The 16,167-nt window shown below is 69.6% G+C and carries 11 protein-coding genes and 1 pseudogene; 4 read left to right on the top strand and 8 right to left on the bottom strand.

From position 1 onward, the window contains the following. The gene (gene clpA / locus HUA75_RS00885) at positions 1 to 2,316 is read left to right on the top strand and encodes an ATP-dependent Clp protease ATP-binding subunit ClpA (RefSeq protein ID WP_174485292.1); all 2,316 of its coding nucleotides are present in this window, start codon (positions 1 to 3) and stop codon (positions 2,314 to 2,316) included. Positions 2,317 to 2,409: 93 nt separating this feature from the next. Here clpA and HUA75_RS00880 read toward each other — a convergent pair whose 3' ends face one another. The 8 genes and pseudogenes from HUA75_RS00880 to fabI form a co-directional block, all read right to left on the bottom strand. Further along, positions 2,410 to 4,026, bottom strand: a complete 1,617-nt coding sequence (locus HUA75_RS00880) for a methyl-accepting chemotaxis protein (protein WP_141645690.1) — start codon at positions 4,024 to 4,026, stop codon at positions 2,410 to 2,412. Positions 4,027 to 4,114: 88 nt separating this feature from the next. Next, positions 4,115 to 5,185 carry a chemotaxis protein CheB gene (locus tag HUA75_RS00875; protein ID WP_141645691.1) on the bottom strand — a complete coding sequence of 357 codons (1,071 nt, stop codon included), beginning with the start codon at positions 5,183 to 5,185 and terminating at the stop codon, positions 4,115 to 4,117. After that, positions 5,182 to 7,355, bottom strand: a pseudogene (locus tag HUA75_RS00870) (response regulator). The gene HUA75_RS00875 and the pseudogene HUA75_RS00870 overlap by 4 nt, the downstream one beginning before the upstream one ends. Then, a complete protein-coding gene (locus tag HUA75_RS00865; RefSeq protein WP_141645693.1) occupies positions 7,345 to 7,890 on the bottom strand; it encodes a chemotaxis protein CheW in 546 nt (181 codons plus the stop codon). The pseudogene HUA75_RS00870 and the gene HUA75_RS00865 overlap by 11 nt, the downstream one beginning before the upstream one ends. Then, a complete protein-coding gene (locus tag HUA75_RS00860; protein WP_141645694.1) occupies positions 7,887 to 9,116 on the bottom strand; it encodes a protein-glutamate O-methyltransferase CheR in 1,230 nt (409 codons plus the stop codon). The genes HUA75_RS00865 and HUA75_RS00860 overlap by 4 nt, the downstream gene beginning before the upstream one ends. Continuing rightward, positions 9,113 to 9,979, bottom strand: coding sequence for a response regulator (locus HUA75_RS00855; protein WP_141645695.1), 867 nt, complete (start codon positions 9,977 to 9,979; stop codon positions 9,113 to 9,115). The genes HUA75_RS00860 and HUA75_RS00855 overlap by 4 nt, the downstream gene beginning before the upstream one ends. A gap of 4 nt (positions 9,980 to 9,983) precedes the next feature. Next, positions 9,984 to 10,370, bottom strand: a complete 387-nt coding sequence (locus HUA75_RS00850; RefSeq protein ID WP_141645696.1) for a response regulator — start codon at positions 10,368 to 10,370, stop codon at positions 9,984 to 9,986. 164 nt (positions 10,371 to 10,534) lie between these two features. Further along, the gene (gene fabI, locus HUA75_RS00845) at positions 10,535 to 11,368 is read right to left on the bottom strand and encodes an enoyl-ACP reductase FabI (protein WP_174485291.1); all 834 of its coding nucleotides are present in this window, start codon (positions 11,366 to 11,368) and stop codon (positions 10,535 to 10,537) included. Between the two features lie 295 nt (positions 11,369 to 11,663). Here fabI and HUA75_RS00840 point away from each other — a divergent pair, with 295 nt between their 5' ends. From HUA75_RS00840 to HUA75_RS00830, 3 genes are all read left to right on the top strand, one after another. Next, positions 11,664 to 14,552 (top strand): 2-oxoglutarate dehydrogenase E1 component, encoded by a 2,889-nt coding sequence (locus HUA75_RS00840; RefSeq protein ID WP_141645698.1) that lies wholly within the window; start codon positions 11,664 to 11,666, stop codon positions 14,550 to 14,552. Beyond that, complete coding sequence (gene odhB / locus HUA75_RS00835; RefSeq protein WP_174485290.1) at positions 14,542 to 15,759, top strand: 2-oxoglutarate dehydrogenase complex dihydrolipoyllysine-residue succinyltransferase; 1,218 nt, start codon at positions 14,542 to 14,544, stop codon at positions 15,757 to 15,759. The genes HUA75_RS00840 and odhB overlap by 11 nt, the downstream gene beginning before the upstream one ends. Positions 15,760 to 15,948: 189 nt before the next feature. Then, positions 15,949 to 16,152 (top strand): cold-shock protein, encoded by a 204-nt coding sequence (locus HUA75_RS00830; protein ID WP_015352191.1) that lies wholly within the window; start codon positions 15,949 to 15,951, stop codon positions 16,150 to 16,152. Positions 16,153 to 16,167: the final 15 nt, after the last annotated feature.

Below are 16,167 nucleotides of genomic sequence, written 5' to 3'. Positions count from 1 at the left end.
GTGGCAGGACCGCTGATTGCCAAAGAGTTGCAGGCCAGCTTCCGCACCGCCCTGGAAGAGGCGCGGAAGATGAGCCACGAGTACCTGACGCTGGAACACCTGCTCCTCGCGCTCACCAAGGACTCGCGCACGCGCGAGGTCCTGAAGGCGTGTGGGGCCAACGTGAAGCGCCTCCAGGAGCGGCTCGTCTCCTTCCTGGAGGAGACGGTCGAACGCCTGCCGGACGGGGTGGAGGCCGAGCCGCAGCAGACGATTGGCGTGGAGCGCGTGCTCCACCGCGCCGCCATGCACGCCCTGTCCGCCGAGCAGAAGCTCATCGACGGGGGCGACGTGCTGGTGGCCCTCTTCCGTGAGGAGGAGAGCCAGGCCCTCTACCTGCTCCAGCAGGAGGGAGTCACCCGGCTGGATTTGCTCAACTACATCTCCCACGGCATCTCCAAGGACGAGGAGGCCGGCGACGACGACGCGTCCGAGGCCGCCCCGGGTGGCAACGCGCCCGCGGGTGACGATGACGAGGGAGAGGCTCCGCGCAAGAACCCGCTGGAGGTGTACACCACCCAGCTCAACATCGAGGCCAAGGAGGGGCGAATCGACCCGCTCATCGGCCGCGACAAGGAGCTGGAGCGCACCATCCAGGTGCTCAGCCGCCGCCGGAAGAACAACCCGCTCTACGTGGGCGAGGCGGGCGTGGGCAAGACGGCCATCGCGGAGGGGCTTGCGCTCTACATCCACGAGGGCCGCGTCCCGGAGCCGCTGAAGAACGCCGTCGTCTACTCGCTGGACATGGGCTCGCTGCTCGCGGGCACCAAGTTCCGCGGCCAGTTCGAGGAGCGGCTCAAGGGCGTGCTCAAGGCGCTCCAGGAGCAGAAGGACGCCATCCTCTTCATCGACGAAATCCACACGATTGTCGGCGCGGGCGCCACCAGTGGCGGCTCCATGGATGCGTCCAACATCCTCAAGCCGGCGCTGGCGAGCGGGAAGCTGCGCTGCATCGGCTCGACGACGTACCAGGAGTTCAAGTCGTCCTTCGAGAAGGACCGCGCGCTGTCGCGGCGCTTCCAGAAGATTGAGGTCGCCGAGCCCTCCGTCGAGGACACCGTCCTCATCCTGGAGGGGCTGAAGAGCCGCTACGAGGAGCACCACGGCGTGAAGTACACGCCGGAGGCGATTCGCGCGGCGGCGGAGCTGGCGGCCAAGCACATCAATGACCGGTTCCTGCCGGACAAGGCCATCGACGTCATCGACGAGACGGGCGCGGCGGAGAAGCTCAAGCCGGAGGGCGTGCGCACCAACACCGTCACCGGCGCGGACGTGGAGGCCGTCGTCGCGAAGATGGCGAAGATTCCCGCCAAGAGCGTGTCCGCGAGCGAAGGCGTCCAGCTCCAGAATCTGGAGAAGGAGCTGCAGGCGGTCATCTTCGGGCAGGACAGCGCCATCAAGGACCTGGTCGGCGCCATCAAACTGGCGCGCTCGGGTCTGCGTGCGCCGGAGAAGCCCATCGGCTCGTTCCTCTTCTCGGGCCCCACGGGCGTGGGCAAGACGGAACTGGCCAAGCAGCTCGCGCAGACGTTGGGCGTGGAGTTCCTGCGCTACGACATGAGCGAGTACTCGGAGAAGCACACGGTGAGCCGGCTCATCGGCGCCCCTCCGGGCTACGTCGGGTTCGACCAGGGTGGCCTGCTCACGGACGCGGTGCGCAAGCATCCGTACGCCGTGGTGGTGCTGGATGAAATCGAGAAGGCCCACCCGGACCTCTTCAACATCCTGCTCCAGGTGATGGACCACGCGACGCTGACGGACAACAACGGCCGCAAGGCCGACTTCCGCAACATCGTCCTCATCCTCACCACCAACGCGGGTGCCCAGGAGATGAGCACCAAGTCCATCGGCTTCGGCGATTTGACGAAGCCGGCCGATGCGATGCGCGCGAAGAAGGCGATTGAGCGCACCTTCACGCCGGAGTTCCGCAACCGGCTGGACGGGTGGATTCTCTTCTCCGGTCTGCCGCCTGAAATCATCCTCAAGGTGGTCGACAAGGAAGTCCGCCTTCTCCAGAAGATGCTGGACGAGAAGAAGGTGAAGCTGGAGCTGACGCCGGCCGCCCGCGCGTGGCTGGCCGAGCATGGCTATGACCCGGCCTTCGGTGCCCGGCCCATGGCGCGCCTCGTGGACAACGCGCTGAAGAAGCTCCTCGCGGAGGCGCTGCTCTTCGGTGACCTGAAGAACGGCGGCACCGCCCGCTACGACGTGGACCCGGGTGGCGAGGGGCTCAAGCTCCAGGCCATTGCGGTGCAGCCCGAGCCCGCGCTGGCGTAGCAGCCCGCGCGCGGACGTCCGGAAATGACGAGGCCCCGATTCCCAGGTGAGGGAGTCGGGGCCTCTTCGCATCCAGGGTGCCGCTGGGCGGCGCTACTCGACGCGGTAGATTTTCACGGCGCTGGAGAGCTGCTCGGAGATGATTTGCAGCGTGGTGGCCGCCTCACCCGTGGAGCCGATGCGGGCCACCGTCTCATCCATCATCTTGGAGAGGTCATTCACGGCCAGGGTGATTTGATTGATGCCCACGTTCTGCTGGCTCACGGCGGCGGCAATCTGACGGACGGCGGCGGCGTTGTCCTGGACGATGGACGACAGCTCGCGCAGGTTCTGCCCACTGGTGCGCACCTGGGCCAGGCCCGCCTCCATGCGCTCGGCGCCGCGCTCGGTGATTCGCACCGCGGCCGTCACCGAGTTGGCGATGTCGTCCAGGAGCTCGCGCACCCGCGTGGTCGCCTGGATGGACTGGTCCGCCAGCGCGCGGATTTCTCGCGCCACCACGCCGAAGCCCTTGCCGTGTTCACCCGAGCGCACCGACTCAATCGCCGCGTTGAGCGCGAGCATGTTGGACTGGTCCGCCAGGTCCTTCACCGTCTGGGTGATGCCGCCAATCTGCTGCGTGCGCTCGCCCAGCTCGAGAATCTTCTGGGCAATCTCGCCCACCTGGACGCGGATGTCGTTGAGGCCCGCCATCGTCTGCTCAATCGCGGCCTCGCCCGAGCGGGCCAGCGCATCCGCGCGCTCCGCCACCGACAGCACGCTCTCCGCCTTCTGCGCGGCCAGCATGGAGGTCTGCTTGATTTCCTGCGCCGTGACTTGCGTCTCCTGGAGCGCGGCGGCCTGACGGGAGATGGTCTGCGCCTGGTCCGTGGAGGAGGTGTTGAGGTGCTCGGTGGACTGCGTGAGCGCCTGCGCGGCCTGCTGAAGGTTGAGCGTCACCTCGCGCAGCCGGGCCACCATCTGCGCGAAGGAGTTGGCCAGCCGGCCCACCTCGTCGCCGCTCTTCACCTGGATGGGACGGGTGAGGTCTCCGGACTCGACGATGTGGCCGGCGACCTCCGTCAGCTCGCGCATGGGCCGGACGATGCTGCGCCCGAAGGCCGCCGCCACCGCCACGCCCAGAGCGACCAGGAGGAGCGCGAAGCCCATCATCCGCCAGCGCAGCGCGGACACCAGGTCGTCGATGTGGTCCCGGGAGATGCCCACGTGCACCGCGCCCAGCCGGCCACCGGCCACTGGCGCCGACACGTTCATCGCGTGGAGCGTCTTCCCCTCGGATTCGACCTCCAGCACGGCGCCCCAGCCCGTCTCCGCGCTCACCTCGCCCTGCGCCGCCGTCGCCTCCTTCAGCGATTGCGGAAAGGCGCCAGGGAGGCTGTGCGCCAGGACGTTGCCGGTGGCGTCCGTCAGGAAGACGTACGTGATGTCCTCGCTGGTGCGCGACACGTCCAGCATGGGCTGGAGCGCGGCGATACCCGCCGTCACACCCTGCTCGGCGGCCACCGCCAGGCTGCGGGACAAGAGCTGCCCCTCGCCCATGTGGCTGTCGATGAGGTCGCTCTCCAGCCGCCGCGTGGCGATGCCGGTGAGGATGGCGGCCACCGTGGCGCTGACGAGCGTGGTGACGAGGACGAGCTTCGGCGCCAGTCCGAGCGACTGACGGAACTGCTGGCCAAGCTGCGTGGTGAACGAGGTCTGTTCGGTGCTCACGGCATCACCACCCGGAAAACTTCGGGACGACGCCCGCGCGAGCGCGGGGCGAATGCGAACGACTCGGGGCTAACATGCACGGGCGAGGTCATCGGCCCACTCCGCCCTCTCCGCGTCCACCGGAGCGGAAGTTGGGAGGGATGCAGCTCTGGAGGATGAGGTCCGGCACGGAGGCCAGCGGCACGCCCTGGTCCGTGGCGCGCAGCTCCAGCGCCGCGCGCGGCATGCCATAGACGACGGACGTGGCCTCGTCCTGGGAGAAGGTGACACCCCCGGCGTTGCGGATGGCCAACAGGCCCCGCGCGCCGTCCTCGCCCATGCCGGTGAGCACCACGCCACCGCTGCGCCGGCCGAACGCCGAGGCCAGCGACGACAGCAGCACATCTCCGTTGGGGCAGGGCCCTCCCCGGCTGCGCTGCATGCGCGCGAGGCCCGCGGAGTCCACCAGCAAGTCCTGTCCGTCCTGGGGGAAGTACACCCGGCCCGGCTCCAGCCGCTCGCCGTCCCGGGCCACGTCCACCGTCAGCGGTGTCACCTGGGACAGCCAGCGCACCATGCCCTGGGTGAAGCCCACGGTGATGTGCTGGGCGATGAGCAGCGGCACCGGCAGGTCGCGGGGCAGCTTGGACAACAGCTCCGCGAGCGCGGGCGGGCCTCCCGTGGAGGCCACCACGCCGAAGACGTCCACCCTCGCGCCGATGGGCGGCGGCGTGACGGAGTTGGTGCGCTGGCGGCGGGAGATGACGGGCACCTCCGCCATGAGGCACACAGAGTGGGCCAGGTCGCGCCCCCACCGGCGCAGCTCCTCCACGTTGGTGACGTTGGGCTTGCCGATGAGCTCCAGCGCGCCGGCGCTCATCGCCTGGAAGCCCAGGTCCACGCCCCGCTGCTCCGCCACGGCGCTCACCACCAGCACCCGCGCGGGGGACTGGGACATGATGGCCGCGATGGCCGCCGGCCCGTCCAGGCCCGGCAACAGCAGGTCCATGGTGATGACGTCTGGACGGAGCAGGCGCGCGAGCTGCACGGCCCGGTTGCCATCCCCAGCCCGACCGACGACCTCGATGCGCGAGTCCTCGGTGAGCAGGGCCGTGAGCGTATTGGCCATGGTGGGCGAGTCGTCCACCACCAGCACGCGAATCGGGCGACGGGTGTTCATGCGCGCCCTCCCCTGCGACTCATCACGTCGAGCACCTCGGCGAGGAGCCGACCCGCGGCACACTCGCGCTTGCTGAGATAGCCATCCGCGCCCGCCGCCATGCCCCGCTCCCGCGCGGAGGCACTGTCATGCGCGGAGACGAGGATGACGGGCAAGGACGACGTCTCCTTCTTCTCGCGCAGGCGGGCGATGAGCTGCGTTCCGTCCATCTCCTCCATGTCCAGGTCGCAGATGACGACGTCGTACGTGTCCGTCGCCAGCCGGTCCAGGGCGCGTGCGCCACTGGCCGCCAGGTGCACACTGAAGCCACCCGCCTCCAGCATCGCCCGGTGCAGCGCGCGCGCGCGGTGAGCGAGTCGTCCACCACCAGCGCCCGGCGCTGCGCGGCCACCGCGGCCTGCCCCGACTCCGTCACCAGCCAGTCCGGCCGGCAGATGAGCAACAGCTCACCCCGGCTCAGCGTCGCCGCGCCCTGCCATGCGGGCACGTCCCGCACCTCGGACGGCAGCGGGCGGATGACCAGGTCCCGGTCCCCCACCACGGCGTCCACGCCCAGCGCCACGCGCTTGCCACCACTCTGGACGATGAGCAGCGGCTGTCCCTCCACCGGAGGCGCCAGGGCCCGCAGGCCCAGCCGCGCGCCCAGGTCCACCACCGGCAACAACTGCCCCTGGTATTCCAGGTGCGCCTTGCGCTTGCCGATGCGCAGCGAGTCCGCGCGCGCCAGCTGCGTGGCCTCCACCGCCAGCATCGGCAGGCCCACCAGTTGCTCCAGCGCGCGCACCACCAGCACCGGCGAGCTGCCCAGGTCCACCGGCAGCGTCATCACGAAGCGCGTGCCCTGGCCCGGCGTGCTGTTCACCTCGATGCGGCCCTGCAGCCCCTCCACCGACGCGCGCACCGCATCCAGGCCCACGCCGCGGCCGGAGGTGTCCGTCACGTCGGAGCGGGTGCTGAAGCCGGGGCGGAAGATGAGGTCGCGCACCTGGTTCTCGTTGAGCCGCTCCGCCTCGTCGGAGGTGACGACCCCGCGCGACTCGGCCACCTTGCGCACGCGAATCACGTCGATGCCCGCGCCGTCATCCGAGCACTCCAGGAAGAGCAGGTTGCCCTGCTGCTCGATGCGCAGCGTGAGCGCGCCCTCGTGGTGCTTGCCCGCCTTCTCGCGTTGGGACGGCATCTCCAGGCCGTGGTCCACCGCGTTTCGCAGCAGGTGCACCAGCGCGCCCTGGAGCTTCTCCAACAGGCGCCTGTCCAGCGACAGCTCCGAGCCCACGACGGACAGCCGGGCCTCCTTGCCGAGCTGGCGCGAGAGGTCTCGCACCATGCGCTGGAGCGGGTCCAGAATCGTGCGCACCGGGCGCGTGGTGATGGCCTTCAGGCCGTCCTCCAGCGCGTCGACGATGTCGCTCGTCTCCTCGCCATCGGTGCGCAGCGAGCGCGACGTGCCGGACAGCAGCGTGCGCGCCTCGGCCGTCTCCGCCAGCAGCCCCTGCTTGGCAAGCACCGTCACCACGCGGTCCAGCTCGCGGCCGCGCTCCTCCACCCGCAGGCGCACCTCGCGCAGGCGCTCCACCTCGCGCATCAGCGACGTCACCTGCCGCACACTGACCCGCCAGCCCGTGTCCGCCGACTCTGGCACCGCGTCCTGCGGATTGAGCGCCGACGCGGCCTCCACCAGCGCGTTCTCCTCGGGCGTCGCGGAGGGCTCGACGGGGGCCGACGAGGTGGCCGCGCCCGCCAGCAGCGCTCCCACCGTCTCGGGCGGGGGCCCTTCGGCCACCAACTGCGCCAGCGCGGCGGCCGGGTCCGGCAGCGCGTCACCCCGCCCATCCGCGTGGGCCTGGGCGCGCAGCATGAAGAGGTCCAGGCCGTGCAGCAGCACGTCCACCACGGACCGGGGCATCTTGCGCGTGCTCGCCTTCAGCGGAGCCAGCGCGTCCTCCAGCTTGTGGGCGATGTCGCCCAAGTCCTGAAGGCCCAGGCTGGAGGCACTGCCCTTCAGGGTGTGCAGGTGCCGGCCCAGCCGGACATAGAGCCTGGCGAGCGCGCCCGCATCCAGGCCCTCTCGCTCCAGCTCCAGCAGGTCCATGGTGACCTTCTGGATGACTTCCTGGGCCTCCACGGCGAAGCCCGTGACGAGCCCCTGCAGCATCGGGTCAACGGGCATTGCGTCCTCCCGTCGAGCGCGTGGTGAACAGGCGCTTGAGGTCGATGAGGTGGATGAGCTGGCGGTCCTGGGTGAAGACCTCCATCACCGGCCCCTCGGCGCGCACGCGCGCGGCCTCCACCACGCTCATGGGCAGGGTGGTGGGCCGGGGAATGGCCTCACAGTCCAGCGCGCACAGCTCGCCGTCGCCTCGGTCCACCACCAGCAGCACGGCCGGGTCCTGCCGCCAGCCATGGCCTCCCAGCATGGACGCGAGGCTGAGCGCGGAGAGCACCTGGCCCTGGAAGCGCAGCACCCCGACGACATGGGGCGCGGACAGCGGCACCGGCGTCACCATGCGCAGCGGCAGCGCCGCGCGGAGCATCTCCAGGGAGAGCGCGTAGCGCTCCTCGCCCAGGGGGAACTCGGCGATCCAATGCACCGCCTCCTCGACGGTCGTCTCCGCCTGCTCACGCAGCCGGGACGCGCGCCTCTCCAGGAGTTCCACCGCCTCCTGCTCCTGAGCCTCCTCCATGCTCCGAGGAAGGATTTTCATTCGAGCGCCCCCAGGTTGAGGTAGGCGTCAGCGGACGCCTGATAGAACCGCGCCGGAAGGGCTTCGGGCCCGTCCACGAGCTGGTCCGGAGGAAGTCTCTCCGCGCGCATGCGCAAAGCCCGCATCAGAGGCACCGCCGCCTCGCGAGCCCCGGAGCGCTCGCGCAGGAGCGCCAGCTCCAGCAGGCCCGGCAGATAGTCGGGCGCCTGACGCACCAGCGACTCCAGCACCGCCGACGCACCGTCCACGTCGCCCCCTTCGATTCGCTCCAGCGCCTCCAGGTGGAGTCGCGCGGGCGGCGGCGGCGGCGTCACCTGCGCGCGCACGGGCACGGGCGTGGCCATGGGACGACGGATGAGGGGCGCGGGCGGCGCGGCGCGCTCCACGAAGCGGGGCACGGGCGTGGGCGAGGCGGACTCGCCCGGCCCCAGCAGACGGAACGTCTGGAGCTCTGGCGTGCCCTCGCGAACCATGCCCGCGGGCACCCGGTCCGCTTCCACGGCGCCTAGGAAGAGCAACCCGCCGGGATTGAGCGCCCGGGCCAGCAGGGCGATGGCCGCTTCCCGCGCGGACAGGGAGAAGTAGGTGAGCACGTTGCGGCAGAAGATGAAGTCGAAGCGGCCAAAGCGCTCGGGCAGCGGCGCCAGCAGGTTGGACTGCGCGAAGGAGGTGATGCGCCGGACGACGGGGAGGATGGTGACCTGTCGGTCCACGCCGTCCAGATAGAGCGGGAAGAGGCGGGGCGCCGACTCGCGCCGGGACCAGGTGCCGTACGAGGCACGCCGCGCCGTCTCCAGGCTGGCCTCGTGCAGGTCCGTGCCCAGCACCTCCACCGGGAAGCCGTGGGGCACGGAGGCTTGCAGCGCGGCGGCCAGCGAGTACGCCTCCTCGCCCGTGGCGCAGCCCGCGCTCCAGCCGCGCAGCGCCAGCGAGCCCCGGCGCAGGGCCGCGGGCACGCCGACCTGGGAGAGGTAGCGGAAGTGCTCGGGCTGGCGGAAGAAGTACGTCTCCCCCACCAGGGCCGCGCGCACCAACGTGCCGGACAGGGTCGACTGGGGAAAGAGCATCTCCCCCAGCAGGTCCGCCGACGAGCGTCCGCGCGCCAGCTCTCCACGCACGACGCGCTCCATCGCCTCGTTGGCGATGGCGTCGTCGCGGAAGCCGGTGATGGATGACACCACCTCCCGCGCTCGGGTCAAAAGCCGCGGGTCGAGCTCTGCGCTCATGCGCTCCGCCTGGCCTCCGCGGCCTCGACCATCCGAGGCAGCTCCCGCAGCAGGCCGCGCGCGACGAACACCCGCGGGTCCAGGATGGGCAGCAGGTGGCCGCCCGAGCGCAACATGCCGATGAGCCCCTCGCGCAGCGGGCCGTGGTCCGCGCCCCCCACGCGCTCGCGCCGGTCGATGTCCGCCGCCGCGTACTCCTCCGGGTCCTTCACCGTGTCCACCGCGAGCGCCAGCGCCACCCCGTCCACCTGGATGACCACCAGCATGCGCTCCACGCGCGGCATCGAGTGCTCCACGCTCAGCCGCCGCGCCACGTCCAGCACGCACAGCGCCTCGCCCCGCACCTCCACGTATTCACGCAGGTACGAAGGCGCCGTGGGCAACGGCCGCGTCGCCGGGTGCAGCAGCACCTCGCGCACCGAGTCCAGGGGAATGGCGAACTCCAGCGTGCCCACCGTCACCCGCAGCACCAGCAGCGAGCCGGTGCGCGCGCGCCGCCGCGAGTTGGCCAGCGCCTCTCCCACCGCGAGCAGGAGCTCGTCGGCGCGGAAGGGCTTGGCCAGGAACGTCTCCGCCCCCAACCCGATGCACGCCTCCGCGCGAGACTTCTCCGAGGAGATGATGATGACGGGGATGTCCACCGTGGCGGAGTCGGACTTCATCCGCTGGAGGACCTCGTCACCGTCCATCTCCGGCATGGACAGGTCCAGCAACACCGCGGCGGGCCGCAGGCGGGAGACCTTCTCCAGCGCCTCGCGGCCGTTGCTCGCGGTGTGGATGGTGTAGTGGCCGGAGAGGATGGCGCGCTCGAGCGCCAGGATGGCGTCGCTGTCGTCGACGAGCAGCAGGGACGGCAGGCTCACGGCATCAGGCCTTGGACAGGAACTGACGGACGGTCTCCGTCAGCTCGTGGTGGGACACCGGCTTCTGGATGAAGGCGTTGGCGCCCGCCTCCGTGCCGCGCTGGCGCAGGTCCACGCTCTTCTCCGCCGTCAACAGCAGGATGGGCACCGTGCGCAGCTGCGCGTTGCGGCTGGCCCTCACCTCCTTGACGAAGGTGATGCCATCCATCCCCGGCATGTTGATGTCCGCGATGACCAGATTCACCGGGACGAGCTGGAGGATTTTCAGTGCGCGTGTCGCATCGTCCGCCTCCAGCGCCTCCACCCGGAGGTTCATGAGGTAGATCTTGACGATGTTCCGAACGGTCGGGCTGTCGTCCACCAGCAAGACCTTGGTGCTGTTGGTGCTCACGGTGCCACGGCTCCTGCGCAAAGGCTCGCCCACGCGGCGGGATACCCCTGCGAAACGTTGGAGACTCTACCGTGAGGCCTCACACGGTAGATAGCGGGGGGGTCCGCCCGCCGTGACAGCGGGCGGGCAGGTGTCGGATGACCTCGGGGTTCGCCCCCTCCGGCCTACTCGCTCGCCGGCTTGGACGCTGCGGGCTGTGCCCCCTCGTCCGTCTTGAGGTCCACCGGCGGTGCGCCAATCGCGTGGTAGCCACCGTCCACGTGGATCATTTCGCCCGTGGTGGAGGGCAGCCAGTCGGACAACAAGGCACACGCGGTCTTGGAGACCATGTCGTGGCTGTCCTTGGAGTTCCAGCCCAGGGGGGCCTGCTTGCCCCAGCCCTGCTCCAGCGCCTTGAAGCCGGGGATGCCCTTCGCCGCCATGGTGGCCAGCGGCCCCGCGGCCAGGATGTTCACCCGGATGCCCTTGGGGCCCAAATCGCGCGCCAGGTAGCGCGCGGTGGACTCCAGCGCCGCCTTGCACACGCCCATCCAGTCGTAGATGGGCCACGCCACGTTCTGGTTGTCGAAGTCCAGCGCGACGATGGAGCCGCCCGGGGGCATCAGCGGCATGCACGCCACGGCGAGCTCCTTCAGGGAGAACGCGGAGATGCGGAACGCCGTCTGGACACTCTCCCAGGGCGTGTTGAGGAAGTTGCCGCCCAGCGCGTCGTCCGGGGCATAGCCGATGCTGTGCAGCACCCCGTCCACCCGGCCCCAGCGCTGCTTGAGCGACTCCGTGAGCGCCGTGAAGTGGGCGGGGTTCGTCACGTCCAGCTCCAACACCTCGGTGCCCGCCTTGAGGCGCTTGGCGCTGCGCTCGGTGAGCGACTTGGCCCGGCCAAAGCCGGTCAGGACGATGTCCGCGCCCTGCGCGAGCGCGTGCTCGGCGATGCCGAAGGCGAGGGACTGGGGAGTGAGGACCCCGGTGATGAGCAGCTTCTTACCCTGGAGCAGCATGTGCGGCGGCCTCGTGGGAGAGGAAGGGGTGGGGAGCGGGCTGTCTAGCACTCCTTTCGCCCGAAACGGGACGAAACGGGCGATGGGAGTCCCCGGGTGTCCGGGTCTTCCCATCCCGGGGAGGAAGCAGGGTTTCGGTCCGTGGGAATTCCAAGGGTGAAGCTGCGCTCAACAGGGGCATGAATCCTCCTGCTCCCCTGAAGCGGCCATACCCCTGGGGTGCCCCCCGAGGCTCAACAAAGATGCCGCGAAAAACCCCCAACGGGGCGCCCTTCCAGTAAAAGACGACACCGCCATGGCGAACTTCCAGGACACGTTCCTTTCCGGCGCCAACATCGACTTCATCGAGGGGCTCTACGCCCGCTATCTCGAGGACCCCGCCAGCGTGGATTCAAGCTGGCGCGAGGTGTTCGAGCGAAACGATGGTGCCGGCCGTCCCATCTTCAACGCGAAGCTGCTGGAGGCCCCCACGCCGGCCGCACCCGCGGCCAAGGCCAATGGCAAGGCTCCGGCCGCGGCCCAGACGCCCGCGCCCGCCGCCGCTGCCCCCGTGGCTCCCGCCAGCACGGCCCAGGCCCAGGCGCTGGAGCTGCAGTCGAAGGTGGACCAGGCGCTGTTCGCCTTCCGCCTGCGCGGCCACCTGCGCGCGAACCTGGATCCGCTCGGCCGCCCGCGCCCCGCGCTGGAGCACGTCGCGGACGTGGGCATGGTGGACGACAGCCACTTCTCCGCGCGCGAGCGTGAGCAGGAGGTGGAGAGCAGCAACACCTTCCCGCAGCAGCGCGTGAAGCTTGGCGACCTCCTGACGCGCCTGCACAGGACCTACACCGGCAGCATCGGCGTGGAGGTGATGCAGATCCTCGACAGCCAGCGCCGCCGCTGGCTGATGCAGCGGATGGAGCACAGCGAGAACCGCACGGACTTCACCGTGGAGGATCAACGCCACCTGCTCACCAAGCTCTCCTACGCGGAGGGCTTCGAGAACTTCCTCCACACCAAGTACGTGGGCGCCAAGCGCTTCAGCCTGGACGGTGGCGAGGCGCTCATCCCCATGCTGGATGCCATCGCCGAGGTCGGCTCGGGCATGGGCCTGAAGGAGATCGTCATCGGCATGGCCCACCGCGGCCGCCTCAACGTGCTGACGAACATCCTGGGCAAGCAGCCCAGCCAGATCTTCAGCGAGTTCGACGGCCCCAAGGACCCCAAGGCGTACCTGGGCCGCGGCGACGTGAAGTACCACATGGGCTTCTCGTCGGACCACACCACGCGCCAGGGCAAGAACGTGCACCTGTCGCTGGCCTTCAATCCCAGCCATCTGGAGGCCGTCAATCCAGTGGTGGAGGGCCGCGTGCGCGCCAAGCAGGAGCGCGGCGGGGACACCGAGCGCGTGGGCGTCATGCCCCTGCTCATCCACGGCGACGCGGCCTTCATGGGCCAGGGCGTCGTCGCGGAGACGCTCAACCTGTCCGGCCTCAAGGGCTACGCGACGGGCGGCACCATCCACGTCGTCATCAACAACCAGGTCGGCTTCACCACCGACCCGCATGACTCCCGCTCCTCCATCTACGCGACGGCCATCGCGCAGATGCTGGACATCCCCATCTTCCATGTGAACGGGGATGACCCGGAGGCGTGCGTCCATGTGGCGCGGCTGGCGGCCGAGTACCGGCAGACGTTCCACAGCGACGTGGTCATCGACCTCATCTGCTACCGGCGCTACGGCCACAACGAGGGTGACGACCCGTCCTTCACCCAGCCGGCGATGTACGAGCTCATCCGCAAGCACCCGACGGTGCGCACGCTCTACGCGAAGGCGCTGGCGGAGCAGTCGCGCATCTCCGCGGAGGACTCGGAGGCCATCAAGCAGCGCTGCCTCCAGGAGTTCGACGCGGCGCTCGTCCGCGCGCGCCAGGAGAGCCAGTTCAAGGAGCCCAGCGCGCTGGAGGGCCTGTGGAAGCCCTACCAGGGCGGCTCGGTGAAGAACGCGCCCCAGGTCGCCACCCGCGTGGACAAGGCGAAGCTGCGCGGCGCGCTCCAGCAACTGAGCACGGTGCCCGAGGGCTTCCATGTCCACCGCGACGTGGAGCGCACCGTCATCAAGAAGCGCCTGGGCATGCTGGACAGCGAGGAGCTGCAGTGGAGCGAGGGCGAGACGCTCGCCTACGCCACCCTGCTCTCCGAGGGCCACCCGGTGCGCCTGTCGGGTCAGGACTGCGAGCGCGGCACGTTCAGCCACCGCCACGCGGTGCTGCACGACGTGCAGACGGGCGAGGAGTACACGCCGCTCAAGCAGTTCGCCACCGGCCGCGCCAGCTTCCAGGTCGTCAACAGCGCCCTGTCGGAGATGGGCGTGTTGGGCTTCGAGTACGGCTACAGCCTGGACGTGCCGGACGGCCTCACCATCTGGGAAGCCCAGTTCGGTGACTTCGCCAACGGCGCGCAAATCATCATCGACCAGTTCATCGCGGCGGCGGAGAGCAAGTGGCGCCGGCTCAGCGGCATCACCCTGCTCTTGCCGCACAGCTACGAGGGCCAGGGCCCCGAGCACTCCAGCGCGCGCCTGGAGCGCTTCCTGGATTTGTCCGCCGAGGACAACATCCAGGTCTGCTACCCCACCACGCCCGCGCAGATCTTCCACCTCTTGCGCCGTCAGGTGCTGCGCCCGGTGCGCAAGCCCCTGGTCATCATGTCGCCCAAGAGCCTGCTGCGCCGGCCGGAGGCCACCAGCAAGCTGGACGAGCTGGCCACGGGCTCCTTCCAGGAGGTCATCCTGGACAAGGTCGCCCCGGAAGGCGTGACGCGGCTGCTGCTCTGCAGCGGCAAGGTCTATTACGACCTGGTGAAGGCGCGCGACGAGCGCAAGGACGACAGCATCGCCATCGTCCGGCTGGAGCAGCTCTACCCGTTCCCCTTCGACGAGCTGGCCAACCTGGTCGGCAAGCTGCCGAAGCTCGCGGAGGTCTTCTGGGTGCAGGAGGAGCCCCGGAACGCCGGCGCGTGGCACTTCATGTTCCCGCGACTGCACGACCTGGCTTCGTCGCGCTCGCAGCAGCAGGTGAAGTTGGGCTACATCGGCCGCGCGGAGGCCGCCAGCCCCGCAACCGGCTTCCCCAAGACTCACGAAATCGAGCAACAGCTCATCATCGAGGAAGCCATCTTCCGAGGGACCAAGAATGGCCGTTGAACTGAAAGTGCCCCCGCTGGGCGAGTCCATCACCGAAGCGGTCGTCGGCAAGTGGAACAAGAAGCAGGGTGACGCGGTGTCCGCGGACGAGCCGCTCGTCGTCCTGGAGACCGACAAGGTCACCATCGACGTGCCCTCGCCCTCGGCCGGCTCCCTGGCCAGCGTCGCCTTCAAGGAGGGCGACAAGGTGCGCGTGGGTGACGTGCTCGGCCTCATCGAGGCCGGTGCCGGCGCTCCCGCCGCGAAGCCCGCCGCTGCTCCGGCTCCCGCCGCCGCTGCTGCCCCGGCCCCTGTCGCCGCCGCTCCCGCCGACGCTGGCGCGGACGCGCGGATGACGCCCACCGCCCGGAAGATGGCGGAGGACAACAAGCTGGACGTCACCCAGCTCAAGGGCAGCGGCACCGCCGGCCGCATCACCAAGGAGGACGTGCTCGGTCAGCTCAACCGCCCGGCCACGCCTTCCCAGCCCGCCGCCCCCGCCCAGCCCTCGGGCCCCCGCCCCAACGCCGCCCGCGAGGAGCGCGTCCGCATGACGCCCCTGCGCAAGCGCGTGGCGGAGCGCCTCATCCAGGCCCAGTCCAACGCCGCCCTGCTCACCACCTTCAATGAGGTGGACATGGGCGAGGTGATGGCGCTGCGCAAGAAGTACAACGAGAAGTTCCAGGCGAAGCACGGCGTGAAGCTGGGCTTCATGAGCTTCTTCGTCCGCGCCTCGATTGAAGCCCTCAAGGCCTTCCCGCAGGTCAACGCGGAGATTGACGGCGAAGACGTCATCTTCAAGCACTACTACGACATTGGCGTGGCGGTGAGCGGCAGCCGCGGCCTCGTCGTCCCCGTCCTGCGCAACGCGGACAAGCTGTCCCTGGCGGAGCTGGAGAAGGGCGTCGCGGACCTGGGCACCCGGGCTCGCAACGACAAGCTGGGCCTGGCCGACCTCCAGGGCGGCACCTTCACCATCACCAACGGCGGCATCTTCGGTTCCATGCTGTCCACGCCCATCATCAACCCGCCGCAGACGGGCATCCTGGGCATGCACAACATCGTGGACCGCGCCGTCGTCCGCGACGGGCAGATTGTCATCCGCCCCATCATGTATGTCGCACTCACCTACGACCACCGGCTCATCGATGGCCGCGAGGCCGTCCAGTTCCTCGTGCGCGTGAAGGAGTGCATCGAGGACCCGGAGCGCCTTCTCCTCGACGTCTGAGTTGTAGGTGACGCGCCGCGCCGCGACTTACCAGGGAGGCCCGAGCTCAGTGCAACTCGGGCATTCCAGGCCGCTGGCTGGACTTCCAGGCAGGCGTTTCACTACAACTGGACATTGTCTCCCGGTCGTCGGGGGGCGGGAAGAACGGGCGGCTCTCACACGTCGCCCCGCGAGACTGAAGGAAGTGCAATGGCAACCGGTACCGTGAAGTGGTTCAACGACGCGAAGGGCTTCGGCTTCATCACCCAGGACGGCGGAGGTGAGGACGTTTTCTGCCACCACACCGCCATCAACATGGATGGCTTCCGCACCCTCGCCGAGGGTCAGAAGGTGGAGTTCGAGGTGACGCGCGGCCCCAAGGGCCTGCAGGCGCAGAACGTTCGCGCGGGCTGAAACGTCGTCGTAGGT

This window comes from Myxococcus sp. CA040A (assembly GCF_013336725.1).
GTDB classification, from domain to species: Bacteria; Myxococcota; Myxococcia; order Myxococcales; family Myxococcaceae; genus Myxococcus; species Myxococcus llanfairpwllgwyngyllgogerychwyrndrobwllllantysiliogogogochensis.
The sequence above is the reverse complement of the archived record's forward strand: the minus strand, read 5'-3'. Positions and strand labels throughout refer to the sequence as shown.